Annotated in this window: 16 protein-coding genes, 1 tRNA gene, 1 other RNA gene and 5 pseudogenes; 12 read left to right on the plus strand and 11 right to left on the minus strand. The window is 61.8% G+C overall.

Going from position 1 to position 21,252, the window contains the following annotated elements; translation table 11 throughout:
* The first annotated feature begins 127 nt into the window (after positions 1 to 127).
* Entirely contained in the window at positions 128 to 970 is an 843-nt protein-coding gene (locus ABRP95_RS09270) for a DMT family transporter (RefSeq protein WP_284770731.1), read from the plus strand.
* Here ABRP95_RS09270 and ABRP95_RS09275 read toward each other — a convergent pair.
* The gene (locus tag ABRP95_RS09275) at positions 967 to 2,058 is read right to left on the minus strand and encodes a hypothetical protein (RefSeq protein WP_284770730.1); all 1,092 of its coding nucleotides are present in this window, start codon (positions 2,056 to 2,058) and stop codon (positions 967 to 969) included. The genes ABRP95_RS09270 and ABRP95_RS09275 overlap by 4 nt on opposite strands.
* Positions 2,059 to 2,293: 235 nt before the next feature.
* On the opposite strand from ABRP95_RS09275, the gene leuA reads away from it, so the two are divergent.
* From leuA to ABRP95_RS09305, 6 genes are all read left to right on the plus strand, one after another.
* Complete coding sequence (leuA, locus tag ABRP95_RS09280; protein ID WP_284770729.1) at positions 2,294 to 4,111, plus strand: 2-isopropylmalate synthase; 1,818 nt, start codon at positions 2,294 to 2,296, stop codon at positions 4,109 to 4,111.
* 34 nt (positions 4,112 to 4,145) lie between these two features.
* The gene (locus tag ABRP95_RS09285) at positions 4,146 to 4,928 is read left to right on the plus strand and encodes a hypothetical protein (RefSeq protein WP_284770728.1); all 783 of its coding nucleotides are present in this window, start codon (positions 4,146 to 4,148) and stop codon (positions 4,926 to 4,928) included.
* A gap of 300 nt (positions 4,929 to 5,228) precedes the next feature.
* The gene (locus ABRP95_RS09290; RefSeq protein ID WP_410757579.1) at positions 5,229 to 6,509 is read left to right on the plus strand and encodes an exonuclease domain-containing protein; all 1,281 of its coding nucleotides are present in this window, start codon (positions 5,229 to 5,231) and stop codon (positions 6,507 to 6,509) included.
* 27 nt (positions 6,510 to 6,536) lie between these two features.
* On the plus strand, positions 6,537 to 7,814 hold the full coding sequence (locus ABRP95_RS09295) for a Mur ligase family protein (protein WP_284770726.1): 1,278 nt from the start codon (positions 6,537 to 6,539) through the stop codon (positions 7,812 to 7,814).
* Positions 7,807 to 8,580: a type 1 glutamine amidotransferase gene (locus tag ABRP95_RS09300; protein ID WP_284612742.1), complete on the plus strand. Its 774-nt coding sequence runs from the start codon at positions 7,807 to 7,809 to the stop codon at positions 8,578 to 8,580. The genes ABRP95_RS09295 and ABRP95_RS09300 overlap by 8 nt, the downstream gene beginning before the upstream one ends.
* A gap of 124 nt (positions 8,581 to 8,704) precedes the next feature.
* Entirely contained in the window at positions 8,705 to 9,796 is a 1,092-nt protein-coding gene (locus tag ABRP95_RS09305; protein WP_284770725.1) for an HNH endonuclease signature motif containing protein, read from the plus strand.
* Between the two features lie 41 nt (positions 9,797 to 9,837).
* On the opposite strand, the gene ABRP95_RS09310 is transcribed toward ABRP95_RS09305, so the two are convergent.
* From ABRP95_RS09310 to ffs, 6 genes are all read right to left on the minus strand, one after another.
* A complete protein-coding gene (locus ABRP95_RS09310; RefSeq protein ID WP_023029977.1) occupies positions 9,838 to 10,494 on the minus strand; it encodes a recombination mediator RecR in 657 nt (218 codons plus the stop codon).
* A gap of 72 nt (positions 10,495 to 10,566) precedes the next feature.
* Positions 10,567 to 10,932, minus strand: a complete 366-nt coding sequence (locus tag ABRP95_RS09315) for a YbaB/EbfC family nucleoid-associated protein (RefSeq protein WP_023024999.1) — start codon at positions 10,930 to 10,932, stop codon at positions 10,567 to 10,569.
* A 56-nt stretch (positions 10,933 to 10,988) separates the two neighbouring features.
* Positions 10,989 to 13,565 (minus strand): DNA polymerase III subunit gamma and tau, encoded by a 2,577-nt coding sequence (locus ABRP95_RS09320; RefSeq protein WP_284770724.1) that lies wholly within the window; start codon positions 13,563 to 13,565, stop codon positions 10,989 to 10,991.
* Between the two features lie 18 nt (positions 13,566 to 13,583).
* Positions 13,584 to 14,177 carry a hypothetical protein gene (locus ABRP95_RS09325; RefSeq protein ID WP_284770723.1) on the minus strand — a complete coding sequence of 198 codons (594 nt, stop codon included), beginning with the start codon at positions 14,175 to 14,177 and terminating at the stop codon, positions 13,584 to 13,586.
* Positions 14,131 to 15,402 (minus strand): aspartate aminotransferase type Ic, encoded by a 1,272-nt coding sequence (locus ABRP95_RS09330; RefSeq protein ID WP_284770722.1) that lies wholly within the window; start codon positions 15,400 to 15,402, stop codon positions 14,131 to 14,133. The genes ABRP95_RS09325 and ABRP95_RS09330 overlap by 47 nt, the downstream gene beginning before the upstream one ends.
* 63 nt (positions 15,403 to 15,465) lie before the next feature.
* Positions 15,466 to 15,562, minus strand: an RNA gene (gene ffs, locus ABRP95_RS09335) — signal recognition particle sRNA small type.
* Between the two features lie 198 nt (positions 15,563 to 15,760).
* On the opposite strand from ffs, the gene ABRP95_RS09340 reads away from it, so the two are divergent.
* Positions 15,761 to 15,849 (plus strand) — tRNA-Ser (locus ABRP95_RS09340).
* A gap of 60 nt (positions 15,850 to 15,909) precedes the next feature.
* On the opposite strand, the pseudogene ABRP95_RS09345 reads toward ABRP95_RS09340, so the two are convergent.
* The 4 pseudogenes from ABRP95_RS09345 to ABRP95_RS09360 form a co-directional block, all read right to left on the minus strand.
* Positions 15,910 to 16,281: pseudogene (locus tag ABRP95_RS09345) on the minus strand (hypothetical protein); the annotation flags it as partial.
* 92 nt (positions 16,282 to 16,373) lie between these two features.
* Positions 16,374 to 16,637, minus strand: a pseudogene (locus tag ABRP95_RS09350) (integrase core domain-containing protein); the annotation flags it as partial.
* Between the two features lie 36 nt (positions 16,638 to 16,673).
* Positions 16,674 to 17,225: pseudogene (locus tag ABRP95_RS09355) on the minus strand (transposase).
* Positions 17,110 to 17,937: pseudogene (locus ABRP95_RS09360) on the minus strand (IS256 family transposase). The pseudogenes ABRP95_RS09355 and ABRP95_RS09360 overlap by 116 nt, the downstream one beginning before the upstream one ends.
* A 146-nt stretch (positions 17,938 to 18,083) precedes the next feature.
* On the opposite strand from ABRP95_RS09360, the pseudogene ABRP95_RS09365 reads away from it, so the two are divergent.
* The 4 genes and pseudogenes from ABRP95_RS09365 to ABRP95_RS09380 all read left to right on the plus strand — a co-directional run.
* Positions 18,084 to 18,545, plus strand: a pseudogene (locus ABRP95_RS09365) (IS6 family transposase); the annotation flags it as partial.
* 641 nt (positions 18,546 to 19,186) lie between these two features.
* Complete coding sequence (locus ABRP95_RS09370; RefSeq protein WP_284819721.1) at positions 19,187 to 19,660, plus strand: PDDEXK family nuclease; 474 nt, start codon at positions 19,187 to 19,189, stop codon at positions 19,658 to 19,660.
* A 171-nt stretch (positions 19,661 to 19,831) separates the two neighbouring features.
* Positions 19,832 to 20,227, plus strand: coding sequence for a hypothetical protein (locus tag ABRP95_RS09375; RefSeq protein ID WP_349839276.1), 396 nt, complete (start codon positions 19,832 to 19,834; stop codon positions 20,225 to 20,227).
* Positions 20,228 to 20,483: 256 nt separating this feature from the next.
* Positions 20,484 to 20,840 carry a hypothetical protein gene (locus ABRP95_RS09380; protein WP_239268985.1) on the plus strand — a complete coding sequence of 119 codons (357 nt, stop codon included), beginning with the start codon at positions 20,484 to 20,486 and terminating at the stop codon, positions 20,838 to 20,840.
* The last annotated feature ends 412 nt before the right edge of the window (positions 20,841 to 21,252 follow it).

Raw genomic sequence — 21,252 nt, forward strand, 5'->3', positions numbered from 1 at the left:
ATCATAATTCCGAGACAATACTTTTATTTTATTCACATACACCCCCGTGCGCGCGCTAGGCGCCGGGCCGGGGGCGGCATCGATAAGCAAAATGCATCTCCGTCACTTTTTTACTAGCGTTGAGCGGGTGTTAAGCAACCTCCTCGCCGTATTCTTCGCGCTCGCCTCCGCGCTTACGGTTGCTTGGGGCACGGTCGTTCGCCACCGCATCGCCCTTGAAGCAGACGATTCAGTCATGCGCTCCGCTATGACCAACCCACTGTGGTGGGTCGGCACTGGCGCAGCCATCCTCGCCTATGGCCTCCAGGTCGTCGCCCTGGGCTTTGGTACCTTGCTGGTAGTCCAGCCCATTTTGGTCCTCTCGCTCATGTTTACCCTGCCGCTTTCGGCCTGGTATGCCAAGCGCCCCATGCCCGTGCACGAGACGTTCTGGTCCATTGCGCTCACGGTGGCGGTCGGCGTGATGGTGGTCTACGGCCGCCCCGTTGCCGGCAATCCCCGGCCGGAGTGGAGCCAGTGGTGGCCCGCCCTGCTATTGGGCCTGGCCACCCTGGTCGCGTTGGGCGTGGCCGGCCATAAATTCCGCGAGCAGCGCCCGCTCGCCCTGGGCACGGCCTGCGGCGTCATCTACGGTTTCGTCGCCCTGCTTTCCAAGGCCGTGGTCGATATCTTCACCCACGAAGGCTTGAGCGTCCTGGTGGGCAGCTGGCAGTTCTACGGCCTCATCGGCCTCGCCCTGACCGGCACCGTAGTGCAGCAATACTCCTTTAACGCCGGCCCGCTGGCGCAGTCGCTGCCGGCCATGACCATCTTCGAGCCCATCGTCGCCTTCGGCCTGGGCTATATGGTCTTGGGCGAAAAGTTCCTCATTGATTCCACCGCCGGCTGGCTCGTCATGGTGGCCGCGCTCGGCGTCATGATTGCCGCGACCATCATTTTGTCCCGCAACCCGGTCAGCCAGCGCAGCTAGATCGCCCACTCGAATACGGTCAGCATATAGGCCGAAAACCAGGCTCCGAAGAGCACCCAGGCACCCACGCTTGCCGATGCCCCCTTCTTGCCCACCCACGGCACCAATACCACCGCTGCGGGCAGTAAGAGGCGGGGGCGGGAGTGCATGATGCCATCGGAAAGCAGCACATTGGCCATCAGCACCGCGGCAAAGAGCCAGGCTGGCAGCGGCAGGCGCCCCCAGGCCAGCAGCAGGCAGATGGGGGCGGCGATGATGACTGCGGCGCTGAGCAAATACCCACCATTCGTGGCGCTAGACAGCGTCTCTGCTACCCAGGACACCGTCGCCCGGCCACCATCGAAACCGGAATTCCAGTGCTTTTCCTGCAGGCCAAAGTAGCCGCCGGCGCCGGGTAAATGGCGATTGGCCCACCAGATATAGCCAGCTAAGGGCAGCGCCGATACCGCCACGCTCAGCCAAGCCCACCAGGTGCGCCGCGCCTTGCAGAGCACCATGAGCGCGAAGACCACGATGAGATCTACCACGGTGAGGCGGACGAAAGAGGCAAGAAAGATCAGCACCCCGGCCGCGATCCAGCGCTGATCATGCAACATCACCACGGCCCAGATCGCGAGCGCGCCGAAGAGCGCCTCCGTATAGGGCATGGCAAAAACGATGCTCATGGGCGCGCTGGTGACCACCGTCGCGCCGAGCACCTGGCCGCGCACCCCCAGCCCCATCTGCCTAGCCAGCGCCATGACGCCCGCTGCCAAGGCGATGGTGAAAAAGAGGTTGAGGACCATCGCCGTGCCTGCAACGTCCGTGCCCAGCAGGTTGCTAACTGCCCGCACCACCAGCGGGAAGCCGGGAAAGAACGCAAGGGTCGTTTCATCCGCCGGGGCATAGCCCGCGCGGGCGATATCCACGTAGTAGTTGGCGTCCCATTTATTCAGCAGCCCCCAGAGGGAATCGCCCTGCGCCGCGGCCAGCGCCGCGAGCACGCTGAGGCGAATCGCCGTTCCCGCAACCGCCACTAGTGCAGCATAAAACCAGCAGCGCAGCGCGGGCGCGGCTGCGGGGCGGCGGGTGGTAGGAACAGTAGGCACATCAGTATGGTACGCCACGGGCCCGCGCGTCCCGCTGAATGAAATATGTTGCCACACCGTGAGATCCTCTGTAGTGTGACCGGTATGACATTGCGGAACGACCTACTCCTTATCTGCCGCGGCGGGATTTCGGCCTAAACCTACGGCCAGCGCCCCGTCGCGGAGTCTGGCAATCCTTAGCCCAGCTGGCCGTCGCACTTCCCGACACCAAACACATTAAGGACACCGCACCCCCATGTCTCCCAACGATTCCTTCATTAGCGCACCCCGCGAAATCACCACCCCTGCAGGCCCTCCCCGCGAGGGACAGCCTGCGTGGAATAAGCAGCGCGGCTCCTCCATGCCCTTCGAGCGCTACCAACCCTTCGCCGTAGAGGTCGAGGACATCGACCTGCCGGACCGCACCTGGCCGGGAAAGAAGATCACCCACGCCCCGCAGTGGTGCGCCGTGGACCTGCGCGACGGCAACCAGGCACTGATCGATCCCATGAGCCCCGAGCGCAAGCACCGCATGTTCGACCTGCTGGTGCAGATGGGCTACAAGGAAATCGAGGTCGGCTTCCCGTCCGCCTCCCAGACGGACTTCAACTTCGTCCGCGAAATCATCGAGGGCGATAAGATTCCAGAGGACGTGACCATCCAGGTCCTCGTCCAAGCCCGCGAACACCTGATCCGCCGCACCTTCGAGGCCTGCGCCGGCGCCAAGAACGTCATCGTGCACTTTTATAACTCCACCTCGAAGCTGCAGCGCCGCGTGGTCTTCCGCAAGGACAAGCCGGCAATCAAGAAGCTGGCTACCGATGCCGCCGAGCTCATCAAATCCATCGCCGCCGACTACCCCGATACCAACTGGCGCTGGGAATACTCCCCCGAGTCCTTTACCGGCACCGAGCTGGATTTCGCCCGCGAGGTCTGCGATGACGTGGTCGCCATCATGGATCCCAGCCCCGAGAACCCAATGATCATCAACCTGCCGTCCACGGTGGAGATGATTTCGCCGAATGTCTACGCCGATTCCATCGAGTGGATGGACCGCAACCTGGCCCGGCGCGATTCCATCTTGATTTCGCTGCACCCCCACAATGACCGCGGCGAGGGCGTTGCCGCCGCCGAGCTGGGCTATATGGCCGGCGCCGACCGCATTGAGGGCTGCCTGTTTGGCAATGGCGAGCGCACCGGCAACGTGGACCTGGTGACCTTGGGCCTGAACATGCTCACTCAGGGCGTTGACCCCCAGATCGATTTCACCGATCTGCCCAAGATCCGCGAAACCGTGGAGTACTGTAACCAGCTGCGTGTCCCGGAGCGCCACCCCTACGGCGGTGAACTGGTCTTTACCGCGTTCTCCGGCTCGCACCAGGATGCCATCAATAAGGGCTTGGACGCGCTGGCCGCAACGGTGCGTCCGGAGGCCAATTCCACCGACGTCAGCTGGGAAGAGCTGCGCGATGCCATCTGGGAGGTGCCCTACCTGCCCATCGACCCGAAGGACGTGGGCCGCGATTACCAGGCCGTTATCCGCGTCAACTCCCAGTCCGGCAAGGGCGGCGTCGCCTACATCATGAAGACCGACCACGGCATCAATATGCCGCGCGCCATGCAGGCGGAGTTTTCCACCGTCGTGCAGGAAATCACCGATACCGAAGGCGGCGAGGTCAACTCCAAGAATATGTGGGACATCTTCGCCACCGAATTCTTGGACCGCACCACCCCGTTGCACCTGGAATCGTTTGAGATCGACAATATTTCCGCCGATGATACCGATGCCACCGTGACCGCCACCGTGACTTATAACGGCAAGGAATCCGAGGTCACCGGCACCGGCAACGGCCCCATTGCCGCCTACGCCAATGCGCTGGAGTCCTTGGGCATCGATTTCGATGTCATCGACTACTCCCAGCAATCGCGCTCGGCCGGCGATGATGCCGAGGCCGCCTGCTACATTGCCGCCGACGTCAACCAGAACAAGGTCTGGGGCGCAGGCATCGCCGCTTCCACGACCCGCGCCTCCATCAACGCGATTACCTCCGCAGTAAACCGCGCGTTGGCATAACGCGGGCGCGGGCCGACATGGTAGAAGATCGACTATGCCTTCTTCTACCTACCTCATCCCCCACCGCGGCCTCGGCGCGGTGCAGGCCTTGCCCATTCACGGCGCATCGGTGAAGGGCACGGAGGATTTTACCGTCACCCTGGCTCCCAGCCAGGAGGGCGGTTTAAGCGTGGAAGCACAGGGCCAGATCGGCACCATCAGCGCCGCGGACCGCACGGAATACCCCGAGATCGACCTCCTTTTCCGCGCCGGTCTCACCCCAGCCGCCACAGCCCAGCCGCATGCCGATGGCCACGTCGCCCTCCTGCTTCCCCGCCCCGGGCTCTGCCTGCCGGCGAATAATCCGCCCGGCGGGCCCTATACGATGCTCGGCTATGCCCCGCCCATCGATATCACCGATCTCCCCGCAGATCTCGATATCCCGGCCCAGGCCCGGATGCACGTGCTAGTCAACCTGGTGCCTTCCACCGACGCCGTCGATGTCTTCTTCGGCCCTAAATTCCTCACCACCCTGTCCCCGGGTCCCTCGCTGCCCCCGCTTGCCGATGCCCCCATCCTCGCCCACGCCTACCACGCCCCGCGCGGCAACGATCGCGTGCTGAGCATCTACGCCGGCGATCCGCTGCCCGCTTCCAACGAAGACTCCGTGGCCGTTGCCACCCCGACCACGCAGGCGGCGACCGAGACCTTCGAAACCAGCAGCTTTCGCGCCGTCACCGCCACCCCGGAGCCCACGCGCCGCACTGGGTGGTGGGTCACGGCCATTGCCGTGGTCGCCGTAGTGGCGCTGGTGACCGTATTCATCGTCGCGGTTTAGTGTCCACTAAACCGGATTAGGCAACGAAAAGGTCCGGCGCGCCCTGTCCCGCCACAGGAATTCCGGGATACTAGACTAAGGCTGATGAATAACACACCTGGCCCCTCCCCACAGTCGCCGCAGGCTCCCTCGCCGGCGACTATGGCGTCCCAGCATGCGGCTAGGACCCACGCCCAGGCGTCCCCTCACTCCGCAGCCAACTCCGCCGCCCAACCGGAGACCAAGGCTGCGGCACAGCAGCGCAAGCCGGGCCCCAACTCCCAAAGCGAATCCAGCACCAGCGTCCCCAACAGCACAGGTATGGCCAAACCAGGCCCGCGCCGGCCTCGGCCGCGCCGCGCCGTCCGCCCCTCCGGCGGGCCGGCGACACCGAAAACCCCAGCCGACCCCGCTGCTTCAGCTGCTCCGTCCGCATCCAGCGCGGACAGCGCACCGCAAAAGCAGCCGGACAAGGCCGAGACCGTCACCAAGCACCCCTACGTAGCCCTCACGCTGCAGACCACGGGCATCCACCCGTCGACCGGGCGCATCGTCACCATTGATGCGGTGGCCTTTGATAACGCCGGCGATATTGGCCAGCGCTTCCACGCCGTGCTCAAGCCGGATATCGATGCTGGCCCACACCACCTCCACGGGCTGACCGTCGCGGATATTGAGCAGGCCCCTGCCTTTAGCAGAGTCCTCAAATCGCTGGATAAGCTTATCGATGGCCGCACCCTCGTCGTTCACGATATCCCCTATACCTGGGGCTTTATCGTCGCCGAGGCCCGCCGCGCCATGATGACCGCCGCACGTCAAAACCGCGCGCGCAACCGCGGTCGCAATAAAGGCAAGCGCCGCCGCCAAAAGGTGGGCCACATGCCCGCGCCCGTGCGCATCATCGATACCTTGGCCACCTCGTATGCGCAGGGCGTGCGGTCGAATGATGTGCGGCTGAGGGGCGTCGCTAAGCAGAATGGCTTGGATGCTGATCCTAAGGCGACGGTGGAACGCGCCCGGCGTCCAGAGCAGGAGACCTCGCGCGAGGAGACGGAGCTGCTCATCCAGCTCTACCAGCACCAACAGCGCGGCCCGGTGCGCAGCTATGCCCCAGACGATGTCCGCGCCGACCGCTTTGGCCTGCAACGCTCGCACGTGCGCGTCGATGCCGCCGAGGCCCCCGTGCAGCACCACAACCCCGGAAAATACGAGCCCGGCAAGGAACTGCGCCGCGGCATGGAAATTGTCGTGGCCCCCGAAATCCTAGAGGACCCGGATACGATTATCTCCGCCCTCATGCGCGAGGAGCTGAACTATTCGGAAAAGCTCACCCGCGAGGCATCGCTTGTCGTGTGCAATGTCACCACGGATCTCGTGGGCAAGGCCATGCACGCCCAGCGCAAGGGCATCCCGCTGATGTCTGATGCCGCGTTTCTCGATGCCCTCACCCGCATCGAAGACCCCACCACTGCGCGGCGCCAGCCCCCGCAGATGAGCGGCGGAAATAACCAGAGCAAGAGCCAGAAACGGCGGCGTAGGCGCGGCGGGCGCGGCCGGGGGCGGCGAAATTCTGGCGGCTCGGCGCCCAAGAACAACGCCTAGCCCACTTCCCCGGCTACCCTAGAGGGCATGAGTTTTTCAGTCCCGGGTGCCTTGAAGAAGTTGCGCACCACCGCCGCGACATCCGCCGCGAAGCTGGCCACCACCGCTTCCCGCGCCACCGGCCGGGGCGCCGGCGGAATGATCGGCGGCCTTATCGCCAATGCCATTGACCCCTCCATCATGACCAACCTGGGCGGCGGGCGCCCGGCCGTGCTGGTCACCGGCACCAACGGCAAGTCCACCACCACCCGCATGCTCGCCGCCGCGGTCCGCGCCGAACACCAGGTCGCCACCAATGACGGCGGCGATAACATGGACGCCGGCATCATCTCCGCGCTCATGGCGGGCAAGGACGCCTCACACCTCGTCCTCGAGGTCGACGAGCTGCACGTGCCGCACGTCGCCGATAACCTCAACCCGCAGGCGCTTGTGCTGCTCAACCTCACCCGCGATCAGCTCGACCGCGTCGGCGAGATCAACAAGATCGAGCGCGCTCTCCGCGGCGCCGTGGAGGCCCACCCGGACATGTTGGTCATCGCCAATTGCGATGACGTGCTCATGACCTCGGTTGCCTACGACGCCAAGAACGTCATCTGGGTTTCTGCCGGTGCCGGCTGGCTCGGCGATTCCGTCACCTGCCCGCGCACCGGCGGCCACGTCGTGCGCACCGAGGATGACTGGTACGCAGTAAAGCCGCTTGCCGATGGCCGCGAGTTCCGCCGCCCGCAGCCGACGTGGGGCATCGACAAGCATGGCGTTATTACCCCCACCGCAAAGCGCCCGCTGAACCTGGCGCTGCCGGGCCGTGCCAACCGCGGTAACGCGGCGCAGGCCATCGCCGCGGCTGTCGAGGGCTTCGGCGTGGACTTGGATCGCGCTATTGCCGCGGCAGAAAGCATCGATGACGTCGCCGGCCGGTATTCCACCATCCACTGGAAGGGCCGCGAGATTCGCCTGCTGCTGGCCAAGAACCCCGCCGGCTGGCAAGAGGCCCTGTCCATGGTGGACCGCAGCGCCGATGGGCTGGTCATCGCCACGAACGGGCAGGTTGCCGATGGCATCGACATGTCCTGGCTCTGGGACGTAAAATTCGAGGGCTTTAACGGGCTCAGCGTCAAGGCCGCCGGCGAGCGCGGAACCGACCTTGCCGTCCGCCTCGTCTACGCGGATATCACCCACCAGCTCATCCCAGACCCCATGGATGCGCTCGCCGCCTGCCCCGAGGGCCGCATCGAGGTCCTTGCCAATTACACCGCCTTCCGCGATCTGAAAAAGGCCCTGTCCAAGGAGGCTAATAATGCTTAATATCGGCCTAGTGCTTCCCGATGTCCTCGGTACCTACGGCGATGACGGCAACGCCCTCGTGCTGCGCCAACGCGCCCGCATGCGCGGCCTCGACGCCGAAATTCACCCCATCCGGCTTGGCGAACCCGTGCCCGAGACGCTGGATATTTATACCATCGGCGGCGGCGAAGACACCGCGCAGATTCTTGCCGCAGAACACCTCATTGCCGATGGCGGGCTAACCCGCGCCGCCACGTCCGGCCGCCCCATCTTGGCCATTTGCGCCGGCTTGCAGGTCCTGGGCGAGTCCTTCCGCGCTTCCGGCCGGGTTATCGATGGCGTCGGGCTTATCGATGCCACCACCGCCGGCATGCAAGACCGCGCCATCGGCGAGGTATCTTCCACCCCTACCGGCGCCGGCGTGACCGCAGATCTCACCGAGCCGCTCACCGGCTTCGAAAACCACTTGGGCGCGACCATCCTCGGCCCGTCCGCCCAACCGCTGGGAACCCTCACCCGCGGCAATGGCAACGCCGACCAAGCCGCCACCGCAGACCTCGCCGACGGCTCCACCCAACGCACCTACGAAGGCGCCGTGCAGGGCAGCGTCATCGCCACCTATATGCACGGCCCCGCCCTGGCCCGCAACCCGCAGCTCGCGGATCTGCTCCTCGCCCAAGCCATGGGTGTCCCGCTCGCCGATCTCGATCCGCTGGATATCCCCGCCGTCGACCGCCTGCGCACCGAGCGCTTCAACGCCGCCGAGCCACCGCGCTCCCAGCGCTAAGCCTGTGGATAACTTCGCCAATTCTCGGCCCTCACGACCCAAAAGGGCCGATTTGAGCCAAGTTATCCACAGGCCGGGCGCGGCCGCCTTGTAGCTCCCAGGCCCCAACCCTAGGCTGCGGGGCATGACGTTATTGGAGCAGCTGGGGGACATCGCCAAGCGCGGCGTAGACCTGATTGAAGAAGCCTACGCCGCCGCTGACCTGCCCCTGCCTGCGGACCACGCGCGCGAGCTGCGCCGCACTGCCGAGGCTTTCCTCGCGCCCACCAGCCACTCGCGCTATCAACGCCGCACCCTTGCCGCCGCGCGCCGCAACCAGCACAGCCTGGCCACGCTCGCGCTCATCGCCCGCCGTTCCCAGCGAGTGAAAAATCCCACCGAGCGCTGGCGCTTCCGCGAAACCCTGTGCGCTACCGCCGGGACCACCGCCGAAGTGTCCCGCGCCGCCACACGCCTGCTGCGCGAAATCGCCCCACCGCCCGAGCGCGAAGACGGCGGGCGCCGCATCCTGCACGGCGAGAAAACCACGCTGAGCTTTACCGGCCCCGCCGCCGAAATGGCCGATATCTGGGCCACCGCGAAGGATAATCCCCTCGCCTGGCTCACCGGCTCCCGTGCCGTCGCGCCGGCCAGCGTGACCACCAATGTCATCATCGAGCTGCCGGATTACCTGAAAATCCTGCGCGGCGAGGGCTCAGAAGTCCGCCTCGCCATGACCAACGGTGCCACCATCACCGGCGCTGATCTCCTCCGTCGCACGCTCGCCGGCGCCGGGCTTTTTACCCTCATCCACCCCGCGGAAGGCCCCGTCAACCTCTACCGTGCCCGCCACGCCTCCGCCAAGCAGCGCCGCATGCTCGAGGCCGAAGGCGCGCGCTGCGCCTGGCCCGCTTGCAGGCGCCCCGCCGCTGAATGCCAAGCCCACCACATCTTCGAATACGCCCGCGGTGGCCACACCCACCCGGCGAATATGTGCCTTTTGTGCCCGTACCACAATTCCATCAACGGCCTTCCGGGGCGGGGGCGGATGGCGCGCATCAACGGGCGCATCGCCTGGCTGCCGCCGCATCCGCGCCACGCGGGCCGCCCCGCCCCGTCATCAGACCCTCCGGGTTCCGCTGCACGGCCGCACTCGGCCTCGCCACCGGAGCCGAATGCGCCTCCCCCAGTCTTTACTGGCCGCGCGCCACGCGGGCCCACCGCCAACGTGCCCTAAACCCCAAGAAACCAAAAGTCCCGGGCCGGTGCTGCGGACACCTAGATAGTCAAGCGCCCCGAAAGCGCACGGGACAAGGTGAGCTCGTCCACGAACTCCAAATCGCCTCCGAGCGGCATGCCGGAGGCCAATCTAGTGATCTTTAAATCGGGAAAATCCCGCAATAACCGCACCAGGTATGCCGCGGTGGCCTCGCCCTCCGTATTCGGATCTGTGGCGAGGATGACCTCGCGGATGGTGGGGGTGTCGTCGTAAAGCGGGGCCTCTGGCGTGGAATCCGCCAACTCCCTATCCGGCAGCACCCCGCCCAGCCGCTGGAGGAGCGTGGAAATATTCAAATCCTTCGGCCCAACATTGGCCAGCGGGTCCAACGCACCGCCGAGGACGTGGTAGCGGCCCTCGTACTCACCCGTACGCTCGATAACCTGGATGTCCTTCGGCTCCTCCACGACGCAAATGGTGGAGGCGTCGCGCTGCGAATTGATGCAAATCCGGCAGACATCCTCGCGCGAAATATTGCAACAAATGCGGCAGAAAGTAACGCCGTCGCGCACGCCGCCTAAGGCATTTTGCAGGCGCTCAATATCCTCCGGTTCCATGTGCAACACATGAAACGCGATACGCTGCGCCGACTTCGGGCCGATGCCCGGCAGGCGCGAAAACTCATCGATGAGGTCCTGCAGAGGTCCTTCAAACACCACAACTCCCAAAATTACGTCAAGGCCGCGACCCCATCATCGGGGCAACGGCCTTTGTAGAATATCGCGCAGCTAGAAGCCGCCGAACATGTCATCCATCGACGGTCCACCCTGGCCGCCCATGCCCTGCGACAGGGGACCAATCTTTTCCTGTGCCAACTTGCCCGCAGCGGCGTGGGCATCCTTAAACGCGCCCATCACCAGGTCCTGCAGCGTATCGATGTCCTCAGGGTCAACCACGGACTTATCAATCTGCAGGTCTACCAGCTCGGCGCCACCGGTCATGGTCACCTTAACCAGGCCATTGCCCGCGCTTCCCTCAACATTGGTGGCCAGGATTTCTTCCTGCGCCTTCTGCAGCTCGGCCTGCACCTGCGCTGCCTGCGCGATGAGGTCGTTCATGTCGTTGGGTTGTGGGGTGGAATCTTGTTCAGCCATAGCTTTCGTCCTTTCTCAATAGCTTTGCTACCGCCCGAGTCTACCGTGCCACAGTCCTAAACACGGCGTGCGCCTAGTTCCTTTTCCACGAGCTCCATCGCCACCTCGGTGGCGCTGCGGTGGTCCATTTCGCCTGCGGACTGCGCGGCTTCGACCATGTCGCGTTCTTCGTCATCGCGGGTATAGGCCGGCGGTTCTTCCGGCGGCGGTTCGTCCGCGGGGCCCTCCGGCTCGGGCGGCAGCGGCACCCCGTTGCTAAATTGCGGCGTGCGCGCAATTTCGTCATCGCGTTGCTTCGCCGCCTCGGTTGCCTTGGCGATGCGCGAGCGCCACCCGGGCTTACTCTCTGCCTCCTTGTCGTCGCTCGGCTCGCGTTCGGGCGCGTTGGGGTTCCATTCGGGTTTGCTTTGCGGCGCCCGCGGCGCATCGAACCCGGCGGTCTTTGGGTCCGTGCCCACCACGCAGTTGACCTGAATATCGCGTTGGAATTCTTCCCGTAGCACGTCCACGATGACGGAATTATTCGCCGGCGCATTGATGCGTTCTGCCAGCGCACCTGTGGTATGCCCCAGCGTCAGCGTGTTATCGCGGAATCCGAGCACGCGGGCTTCGGCAAGCATGATTTCAGCGACCTTATTCCGCTTGCCGACGCTCCCCCTCAGCTCCACCCATTTCCTCTTCACTGCCTCCACGAAGTCACCGTCATCGCCGCTTGCCGATGCCCCTTGCTGTTGCGGTTGTTCTGCCTGGGCTTGTTGCTGCCCCTCCGACTGCTCTGTCGCCGCCGGCACCGGTTTCTCCAGTGGTTCCGCCTGGCCGTTGCCGCGGGCTGGCGCATTCTGCGGAACCTGGCGCTCCTGGCCCCATGGATCCGCGCCGACGTCAGTTTTTACGTCGCCGCTTCCCTCGGTAGCCGAAGCGTCCTTTTCAGGCACATCGCTAGACTGCGAATCCGCGGACTGCTGCCCCGGCTGCATATATTCTGCGCTCGGTTGCGCAAGCCGTGAGACAGATCGCTCCTCATTCCCATCCCCTGCCGGCTGCGCCGATTGCTCAGCCGGGGTGGCCTGCGCAGACTGCGCTGCGTCCTCATGTCCGGCCCGCGAATGCTGCGCCGTTGCCTCCGGTTGCTCAGGTGTCTGCTCAGGCTGAGACGGCGATGACAGTGCTGACGGTGATGTCGATTCCGGTGCCGGAGCCGGTGCCCCGGTGCCCGCGGCGGTCTGGTTTTGTTGTTGCTGCGGTGCCGACGGTGCATCGGAGCTCGACCCGGCCTGGTTTTGCGGCGCCTGGGACTTTGCACGGCGCCGCGCGATGATGGCAGCCGCTGCCGACTGCGGATCTTGGGCGCCCGAAAAGGCTGGCCCGTTTCCCGCAGAAGGTGCCGCCTGACCCGATTGTGCAGACTGTGCGCCTTGGCCAGCATGGTTGGGCTGGCCGGCTTGTGCGGATTGCGGGGCGCCGCTGGGTTGGGCAGGCTGGGCTGCGGATGCCGCACCAAGGGCGGCACTCGGCGCCGCGCTCGGTGCCACGCTGGACGAGGTACCAATGAGCAAGTGGGCGCACATGATCTCGAGCAACAGGCGCGGCGAGGTGGCCCCGGTCAGATCGCTGATGCGGTCATTGACCGTCGAGGCAAGATAGGTCAGCTGGGGGCCGGAAAAACGCTGTGCTTGGGAGGTGAGCACCTCGGCGCGGTCGGTGGGCGCGGAAACCAGGCCGGCATCGATAGCCCCCGGCACGGCCTGCAGGATCATCAGGTCGCGCAAACGGTCGAGCAGATCCACCGCAAACCGGCGCGGGTCGTGGCCGGCCTCGATGACGTTGTCGATCTGTGCGAAAAGGCCGGCCTTGTCGTTCTCGGCGAGGGTGGCGATGGTGTCATCGAGAAGCGTGACGTCCGTAACGCCCAGCAGCGGGCGCGCGAGGTCATAGGTCAGGCCATCGGGCCCCGCACCAGCCAAAAGCTGGTCCAGTAGCGACAAGGTATCGCGCGGGGAACCGCCGCCTGCCTCAATGACCATGGGATAGACGGCGTCTTCAACCTGCACGCCCTCGGAAGCCACGGTCTTTTGCAGCAGCCCCTTCATCGCGGGCGGGGTAAGCAGGCGGAAGGGATAGTGGTGCGTACGGGAGCGAATGGTGCCGATGATCTTTTCCGGCTCCGTCGTCGCAAAGATGAAAATCACGTGCTCGGGCGGCTCTTCAACCACCTTGAGCAGCGCATTGGCGCCGGACGGGGAAATCATATGCGCCTCGTCGATAATGAAGATGCGGTAGCGCGATTCCGCCGGCGCATAGTAGGCGCGGTCGCGCAGCTCGCGCATGTCCTCCACGCCATTGTGCGAGGCAGCGTCGAGCTCCGTCACGTCCAGGTTGCCCGGGCCGCCGGGCGCGAGCGACACACACGAATCGCACTTGCCGCACGGCGTCGAGGTGGGCCCGTGCTCGCAGTTGAGCGAGCGGGCCATAATCCGCGCCGAAGACGTCTTACCGCAGCCGCGCGGGCCGGAAAAGAGGTAGGCGTGGTTGATGCGCCCCGCGTCGAGGGCGGCAGATAGCGGCGTGGTGACCTGCTCTTGCCCCACGACCTCGGCAAACGTTGCTGGACGGTATTTCCGGTATAAAGCCACGGTTAGCCAGTTTACCGGCTAACCCTCGCGCGACCAGTCCAGCAGGTCAATGCCCTGCTCGGCCACGGCTTCCTGCAGCTTGCCGACGCCCTCTTCCACCCCAAACGCATATTCCGCATCCATCAGCATGACCAGCTGCAGCACGAGCGTCAGGCGGTTCTCCTCGCGGTATTGCGGCGTCTGCCCGCCCCAGAGGTACGGGGCGATGAGCAGCCCGTGGTGCACGGTCTGCTCGCCGGGGAGATCCAAAAGTGACGGCAGCAAGACACCGGGTTGCGCGGGCAAGAGGCCGCCCGCCTTCTCCAACTTCGCGGCCGCAGCCCCCACGGCGGCGGCGACTTCGGGCTGGCCCACGCGCGCCACAGTGACGAGTTCGCAGCGCACATCTAGGCCTTCGGCATCGCTGCGCAGGCCGGTATCGACGTCGTTGAAGGTGGTGGTGAGGGCGAGGGATTGGGCATCGGCAAGCGTGGCTAAACCCAGCCTGCGCCCGTCGACGTACCGGAACTCCAGCGGGGCCGGGATGACCTCGCTGAGCCACACGGCGGATTCATCGGCGTTGATTTTAGCCCTCCGCCTTTTCGATGGCCGCCAGGAGCACGCAGGTGGCAACGCCGTCGATGGCTTCCTCGATTTCCTCCTGCGGCGGCAGCGACACCGCAAGGCGGATATTGCGGTCATTCTCATCGCGTCCGTGCGGGTAGGCCGCGCCCGCCTTGGTGAGCACGATGCCGGCGTCCTTGGCCAGCTCCCACACGCGGGTGGCGGTGCCGTCGACGACGTCCATGGAGATGAAGTAGCCGCCCTCCGGGTCGGTCCATTCCGCGACGCCGTACTCACCTAGGCGCTCATCCAGGATGCGGCGCGCGGCGGCAAACTTCGGCGCCAACAGCTCGGCGTGGCGGTGCATCAGCTCGCGCACGCCGTCCGCGGACCCGAAGAACTCGGCGTGGGCGAACTGGTTAATCTTGTTCGGCCCAATGCCGCGGATGCCCGCGTGCTCCAAGTACCAGTCGAGGTTCTCTGCCGAGGACCCGAAAAAGCTCACGCCAGAGCCCGCGAAGGTGACCTTGGAGCTCGAGGACATGGCCCAGAAGCGGTTGGGGTGCCCGCCCTGCTTGGCGATGTCCAGCACCGGCAAGACTTCCGGAAACTCGTCTGTCAGCGTGTGCACGGCATAGGCGTTATCCCACACAATGCGGAAGTCGGGCGCCGCGGTGTCCATTTCCGCCAGGCGGCGGGTCTTGTCCTCCGAGATGAGTACGCCGGTGGGGTTGGAGAACATGGGAATGAGCCACATGCCCTTGACCTGCGGGTCTTGGGTGAGCTTCGCGATGGCCTCGACATCTGGGCCGTCGTCTTCCATCGGCACCGTCACCAACTCGAAGCCGAAGAGTTCCGTGATGGCGAAGTGGCGGTCATAGCCAGGCACGGGGCAGATCCACTTGACGTTTTCTTCCTCGCTCCACGGGCGCGGCGAATCGTTGGTACCGAAGGTATAGGCCCAAGAAATGAGGTCGAACATGATGTTGAGCGAGGAGCTATCGCCGGCCAGCAAGAGCTCCGGGTCAATATTGGTAAGCTCGCCCCACAGCTCGCGCAGCTTCTTTACGCCCTTCAGGTTGCCGTAGTTGCGCAGGTCAGCGCCTTCAGAATCAGTGTAGTTTCCCTCACCTGGCAGCGACAACAGCGCATTGGAGAGATCGAGCTGCGCCTTCGACGGCTTGCCACGGGTCAGATCCAGCTTGAGACCCTTTGCTTTCAGGTCCGCGTATTCTTCGCGGACTTTCGCGGCAAGTTCTGCCAAGGCGGACGATTCCAGAGTAAGAAGCGACATTAGTATGTCTACCTTCCGTAGTGTGGTGCGACGTTTAGCCACCAATACTAACGCACCCTGCATAAAAAAGGGACCCCGCGCACCCGTCAGAGCCTCCTGACCCTTGCTGCATTCCTGCCCTGGGGGAGTTCAGAGGATGGACGCCACGCGGAATCCTGCCTTTACTCTAACGCCCGCGGGCCACATTAGCCAAATACGCGTCTCTCGGAGCGAGACGGAGGCTGCGGGCGGCATCGGTAAGCGGCAGCAGTACGGTAAGCGCGCCACCCTGCCCCACCGAAGCCCAATAATTGCCCAGAAATTACGTCTGACCAGGCGATTGGCATTCTAATTGCCACGGCTGCTAATGTTTCTTCTCGGAGGATTCGACTAGCGGCCTATGTCACACGCCTGGAACGCGTGCGGGGTTCACGCCCCTCGTGGGTTCAAATCCCACATCCTCCGCCATTGTCATGAGTCGCGACATGTTTGACAGGTCAGTCGCGACATCGTTGACAAACCGGCATCTCAGTCGTTTTTGTTCTGGGGTGCCGGTTTTTCGTGTTTTGGGTCTAGGGGTGGGTCGCCTTTTTTCCAGTAGGGCTTTTGGTAGTCGCGGGCTGTGTCGATGTAGTGCTCGGTGATGATTTCTCCGGTCGCAGCTAGTGATGTGGTGATGTGGTTGTCGGCGATGACCATGAGGATTTTTTGTTTCTTGAATGCGCGCCCGATGCCTAGGTGGAAGAGTTTGCCGGCGTAGCGGACGGTGACTTTGCCGTTGTCCCAGACGATGTCTTTTCTGGTGCGCCATTCTTGTGTGGGATTGTCGTTGGGGCTGGCTTTTGTGCCGGTGGTGTAGCTGTGGTGTGGGGTGTGTCGTCCTAGTGCGCGGTGTGGGCGTTAGGGTTGCCCGCAAATCGTGGACACGTAGTAGAGCTACCTAGTGGTTAGGCAGCTAATTCTTTTCTGCTGGTGGTTAGGCTGGTGTGGTTCTCGAAATCGACGGGGCTGACCATCCCGAGGGCGGAGTGCCGACGTCGACGGTTGTAGACCACTTCAATCCAGCAAGCCACAGCCTGACGCGCAGCATCGCGGGTGGCCCAGCGCTTCCGGTCGTAGAACTCGGTCTTAAGCGTCGACCAGAACGACTCAGCCATCGCGTTATCGAAACACACTCCGGTACGCCCCACGGATTGAGCAATGCCCAAATTGCGGCACACCTCCCAGAGCTGCTCGCTGGTAAATTGTGTCCCACGGGAGAGTGTCCGATTCTTTGTGTGCGGGGGCTTGGTTTACAAGTAATCCGCGAATCGGTCGGGAAAGGCCACGGCTAGTTGGTTGATGGCTTGTTTCCACCCGGTGGCTTTCGCTCCTTCAATATAGCCGTTGCACTCAATGTTGCGCTTGGCTTTCTTCGCCCGCTGGGCAGCACGCTTGTCTTCGATATTGCAGATCATCAGCCACAGCGTCTTCAGCGCTGCGGTATCGTTCGGGAATTGGCCCCTGTTACGGGTAGCTTTACGCAGTTGGGCGTTGAGTGACTCGATCGAATTGGTGGTGTAGAGCACTCGCCTGGCCGCAGGCGGGAACTGCAAAAAGCGGCACGAACCGCTCCCACGCGTCGCGCCAGACTTTGACCGACTGCGGATATTTCTGACCTAGTTCACTGGACTCGAAAGCATCCAGGCTGGCACGTGCGGTGTCTCCTCGTTAGTGGCTGTGTAGACCTCACGCAGCGCGCGGGAGACAGATTTGCGGTCCTGATAAGACACCCACCGGTTCGCAGCCCGAATCAGGTGCACAATGCAGGTCTGCACCACAGAATTCGGCCAGGTTGCCTCCACGGCTTCTGGCAGGCCTTTTAAGCCCGTCGCAGCACACGATGAACACGTCCTGGACCCCGCGGTTGGCCAGATCTGCGCACACCGATGCCCACAATGCAGCGCCTTCATTATCAGCGATCCACAATCCCAGGATGTGCTTGATGCCGTCTATGTCGACACCAACCGCCATGTAGCAAGCCTTATTGACCACGCGGTGGCCATCGCGAATTTTCACGCGTAGGGCGTCGAGGAAGATCACCGGGTAGAACTCATCTCACTGGCGGTTGTGCCAGATCATGACCTCTTCCAAGACCGCGTCGGTAATGGTGCTGATCGTATCCGGGCTCATATTCACCCCAAGGGTGGTCGCGAGATGATGGCAAATATCGCGCACTGTCATCCCGCCGGCGTAGAGCGAGACGATCATGTCGTCGAGTTCTGTGAGCCTGCGTGCGCCCTTGGGCACCATGCGGGGAGTAAACGTGCCGGCACGATCCCTGGGCACAGTTACTTCCACCGCGCCGTATCCAGAATTGACGGTCTTGCTGTACGACCCGTTGCGGTGGTTATTCTCCTGTGAGGTTTCGACCTGGGCTTTCGTCTTGCGGTCGCAGTGGCTATAGCCCAAGTGCGCATCCATCTCTGCCTGTAGACCAGCGTTGATCGATGCCTGTAGCAAGCCTTTGACCAGCTCGCTGGCGTCATCGGTGGACGTCGACAGCTCGCTGATCAAGCTGGCGAGCTTAAGGATTTTCCATCAGCTTCTCACTGATCTCGTTGACCCTCGCCGGGTCATGGTTTTTCTTCGGTAACACCGTAGTCATTATCGGTGAAACTCCTTCTAGATCAGAGCCTCACACACAAACTTCCTGGCACTCTCGGGTCGGCGGCAGGTGGTGCTACCTCTATCGGGCGATCACCGCCGGTGGCCAGACCTTGGGCTTTTACCTCTCTTCGAATCGGAACGTGGCCGCAGCGAAGTGTTTCCTGGCCAAGGCCGTCAGATCCAATGCGTCAGCCGGGTATCCCAGAGTGATCAACGCCGATAAAGCACCCTCCCTAGCCAGGGCAATCGCCGAGTTGAAGTCAGAGGGAATCTGCCCGCCAACAGTGGAACACCGGCAGGTGAAATACCTCAACAACATCCTGGAAGGCGACCATGGTCGGCTGAAGCGGATCCTCGGGCCAAAAGGCGCGTTTAAGAACCGGATATCTGCATATCGGACGTTGAAAGGGATGGAGGCGATGCACTCATTGCGGAAAGGGCTAGGCGCGATGTTTGCCTACGGGCAACCGAACCCGGACGCGGTGATCGTCAACCAGGTCTTCGAGACGGCCTAACAACGCCCACACGCAGAGGCCGTCAGGGAATGAGAAACTGAGTCTTCGCTGCTCTCCGCCCAACTTTGCAACAGTACCGCTAAAACAATCGGGAAGCCTACACCTTCACCTCGGATATGATCGCCGAGAACTTTTCGACAAAATGGACTACTGCGGTAGAGCGAAGAAACTTTCGCAACGACATCAAGAAGGCCATTCATGACATTCTGTGTGTGGCCTAACGCTGGAATTACCTCCAATACTGACCGGTGTCACGTTGATCAAGACAGTCACCTCAGTCCGACAGCGGCCGTCTCGTCCAGAACTCGACTAGACAGAACACAGAAGACTAGCGCCCTCCGGCGCGCTTTCTTTTTACCTGAAAGCACTTTGCACTGATCTGCCATCATCTTGCTAGTTATACACAGGGGTTTACCTATTTTCCCAGGTGGCTTATAACTATATCCCTGTAGATCTATATCCCCAGCCGATCAACCAACAGAACCGTCATATTGTGGGTTATGTTTTATACTCCCGCCTCGCCTTGCGGCTCGTTGGGCTGCCGCCCAAATCAAAGATTTGGTTGCCACCAACCAGCCCTTGTTACGGGTGCGTTGTGAAAGAATCAACAACTAAGACTTACCTACCCACCTTAGAAAGCCATGACCACACCACAATCCCTGATCACTCGCCTGGCGTCCCCAGACGCCACTGAGCGCACTGAAGCTGACATTCAGTCCGACATCAAGACCCTGCTGACTACCGCCGACTTCGACCTGGATACCCCACGGTTGGAAGAGCAGATCGGTGATGGTTCTCACCGACGAATCGACATCGCCACCGGAGCCACTGTCATCGAAGTAAAAAAGCGGCTCACCAACGAGAGCGCCGACGCGGACTACATCAACCAACTCGCTGGCTACGTCACTACCCGCATGAGCCAAGATGGTTCCCGCTACAACGGAATCCTCACCGACGGGAAAACCTGGTGGCTGTTCGAGCAGTCCCCGCCGATGGCTCCTTCGTCCGGCGCAGCACCTTCGAGCTTGCCCCTGGAGCTACCGGGTTCGGGCTTATTGAATGGCTCAAAGCCGTGTTGGCTACTCGGAGCAATTCGCGAATATCATTTTGATTGAACCTATCACAGGCGAGAACTCTCATTTATGAAACATCGGGAATCCCGCAATTCTCATTCCACCAGCGAGAGTATTCCACATGCTGTAGGATGCGGCTCATCTGAGAAGCGGGATGTCAGGATGGCGTGTATCCTAGATTTGTTCCGCCTATCGATACAGAAAGATTCTATCATGAATCGAGTCGCACTTCTGACAGTTGTGTCTCTAATCACTGCAGGTATTGCCCCCGCAGCTTCTGCCGAAACGGTTGAACAAGCAGAGAAAACTCCTGTTTGGTCTGAAGAGCAATTTGATAGGTCTCTTAAGGAGATCACTCCTGAAGAGAAGAAGCAGCTTGAGCTAATTAGTAACGTCGGTGAACATATTGATTACGACGATGAGGGTAACCTCAAGTCCGATCTCAACGATGATCAGCTTCGTAGTGATTATGGTTTCGAAGACAAAGATGTCAGTTTTTTCACTCAGTGCTTGCTGAGGATGAAAGCATTGTTCAGCACAAGGAAAACGAGCCAAAAATTGTCACTACATATGATCACAAACTCGGCCACATATCAAATAGCGGTTTGACGGTTGGGACGGCTGCAACTCTTACCGCAGCGGCAATGGAAGGGCCAGCTGCTCTTGAGGCGGCATTCTTTGCTTGGGGTGCTGTAGCAGGCGGGCCGATCGGAGCTGCTATTTCTGGCGCTGTCGGCCTTCTTGGGGCAACTTACTTTGTCGATCTCGCTACTAAAATCACAGGGGCGGTCGCGCAGGGTAAAGGTATTACCTGGTACTCTAAGTGGGGATTTCCGCCAATTACCGCAGAGATTGAGGATGACTAATGCGGACGGATAAAGATCCAAAGTTTATTCGCTTTCCAGAATCTCTGTGGGCTTTTGTCACTATATTCCCCTCGGATATTATTGAGAAACATGGAGTTGAGCACTTTTTCAATTCTGGATATTTGTGGCTCTATTCAATATTGGGAGTAATCCTTTTTGGTATTTCCATGATCATGGGTGAAAAAGCGGTATCTCCTTGGATGCATCGTGTGCGTTCCATTTTCCTCTTTGCTGCAACGATAGCTATTACAGCTTTCTTCCCTAGCTTGGTTGGGCGAATAGTCGTGGCGTTCCTAGCCATCTGCTACTTTTTCTGGCCCAATAACCATATAGTCTTTCGTCGAGCAGCGGCATGATCGGTGTTTTAAGTGGAGCTAGCAGTTTATTAATCACTTGATAAAAAGTGATAGGATCTTGCTAAACTGTCTTCCAAAACTTGGCCACAGTACTCATGCGGGTACTGTGGCCAAATTGGTGCATCTATCAAAAAGGGTACATAAGGGTTAAGTAGCTCTTAACTATGGAGTTGTGACGCCTTGAGAGTGTCAGGGAGATTTGGATTCAGAATCCCGCCACAAGGAGTTATTGAAATCCGCCCTTGATGCCCTTTTCTCGTTTCCGACCTAACCTAAACGGAACACGCCTAGGGGGATGAAGCGTCCGGGGTTTAGTTCCTACCTGTGATGTCTAGTGACTTTTTGGACTCGGAGTCCAGTTAGTTTTTTGACGCGGAGTCCAGGAAGTTTATGGACAGGATGTCTAACGACT

It is taken from the genome of Corynebacterium sp. KPL2895 (assembly GCF_040225815.1).
Classification (GTDB): domain Bacteria; phylum Actinomycetota; class Actinomycetes; order Mycobacteriales; family Mycobacteriaceae; genus Corynebacterium; species Corynebacterium rhinophilum.

What these genes read in the sequence shown, in the direction of transcription:
- ABRP95_RS09295 (WP_284770726.1), top strand. Translation starts at nt 6,537, where the DNA reads ATGAGTTTTTCAGTCCCGGGTGCCTTGAAGAAGTTGCGCACCACCGCC.
- ABRP95_RS09315 (WP_023024999.1), bottom strand. Translation starts at nt 10,932, where the DNA reads ATGGCTGAACAAGATTCCACCCCACAACCCAACGACATGAACGACCTC.
- ABRP95_RS09300 (WP_284612742.1), top strand. Translation starts at nt 7,807, where the DNA reads ATGCTTAATATCGGCCTAGTGCTTCCCGATGTCCTCGGTACCTACGGC.
- ABRP95_RS09375 (WP_349839276.1), top strand. Translation starts at nt 19,832, where the DNA reads ATGAATCGAGTCGCACTTCTGACAGTTGTGTCTCTAATCACTGCAGGT.
- ABRP95_RS09380 (WP_239268985.1), top strand. Translation starts at nt 20,484, where the DNA reads ATGCGGACGGATAAAGATCCAAAGTTTATTCGCTTTCCAGAATCTCTG.
- ABRP95_RS09305 (WP_284770725.1), top strand. Translation starts at nt 8,705, where the DNA reads ATGACGTTATTGGAGCAGCTGGGGGACATCGCCAAGCGCGGCGTAGAC.
- ABRP95_RS09370 (WP_284819721.1), top strand. Translation starts at nt 19,187, where the DNA reads ATGACCACACCACAATCCCTGATCACTCGCCTGGCGTCCCCAGACGCC.
- ABRP95_RS09330 (WP_284770722.1), bottom strand. Translation starts at nt 15,402, where the DNA reads ATGTCGCTTCTTACTCTGGAATCGTCCGCCTTGGCAGAACTTGCCGCG.
- ABRP95_RS09285 (WP_284770728.1), top strand. Translation starts at nt 4,146, where the DNA reads ATGCCTTCTTCTACCTACCTCATCCCCCACCGCGGCCTCGGCGCGGTG.
- leuA (WP_284770729.1), top strand. Translation starts at nt 2,294, where the DNA reads ATGTCTCCCAACGATTCCTTCATTAGCGCACCCCGCGAAATCACCACC.
- ABRP95_RS09290 (WP_410757579.1), top strand. Translation starts at nt 5,229, where the DNA reads ATGGCCAAACCAGGCCCGCGCCGGCCTCGGCCGCGCCGCGCCGTCCGC.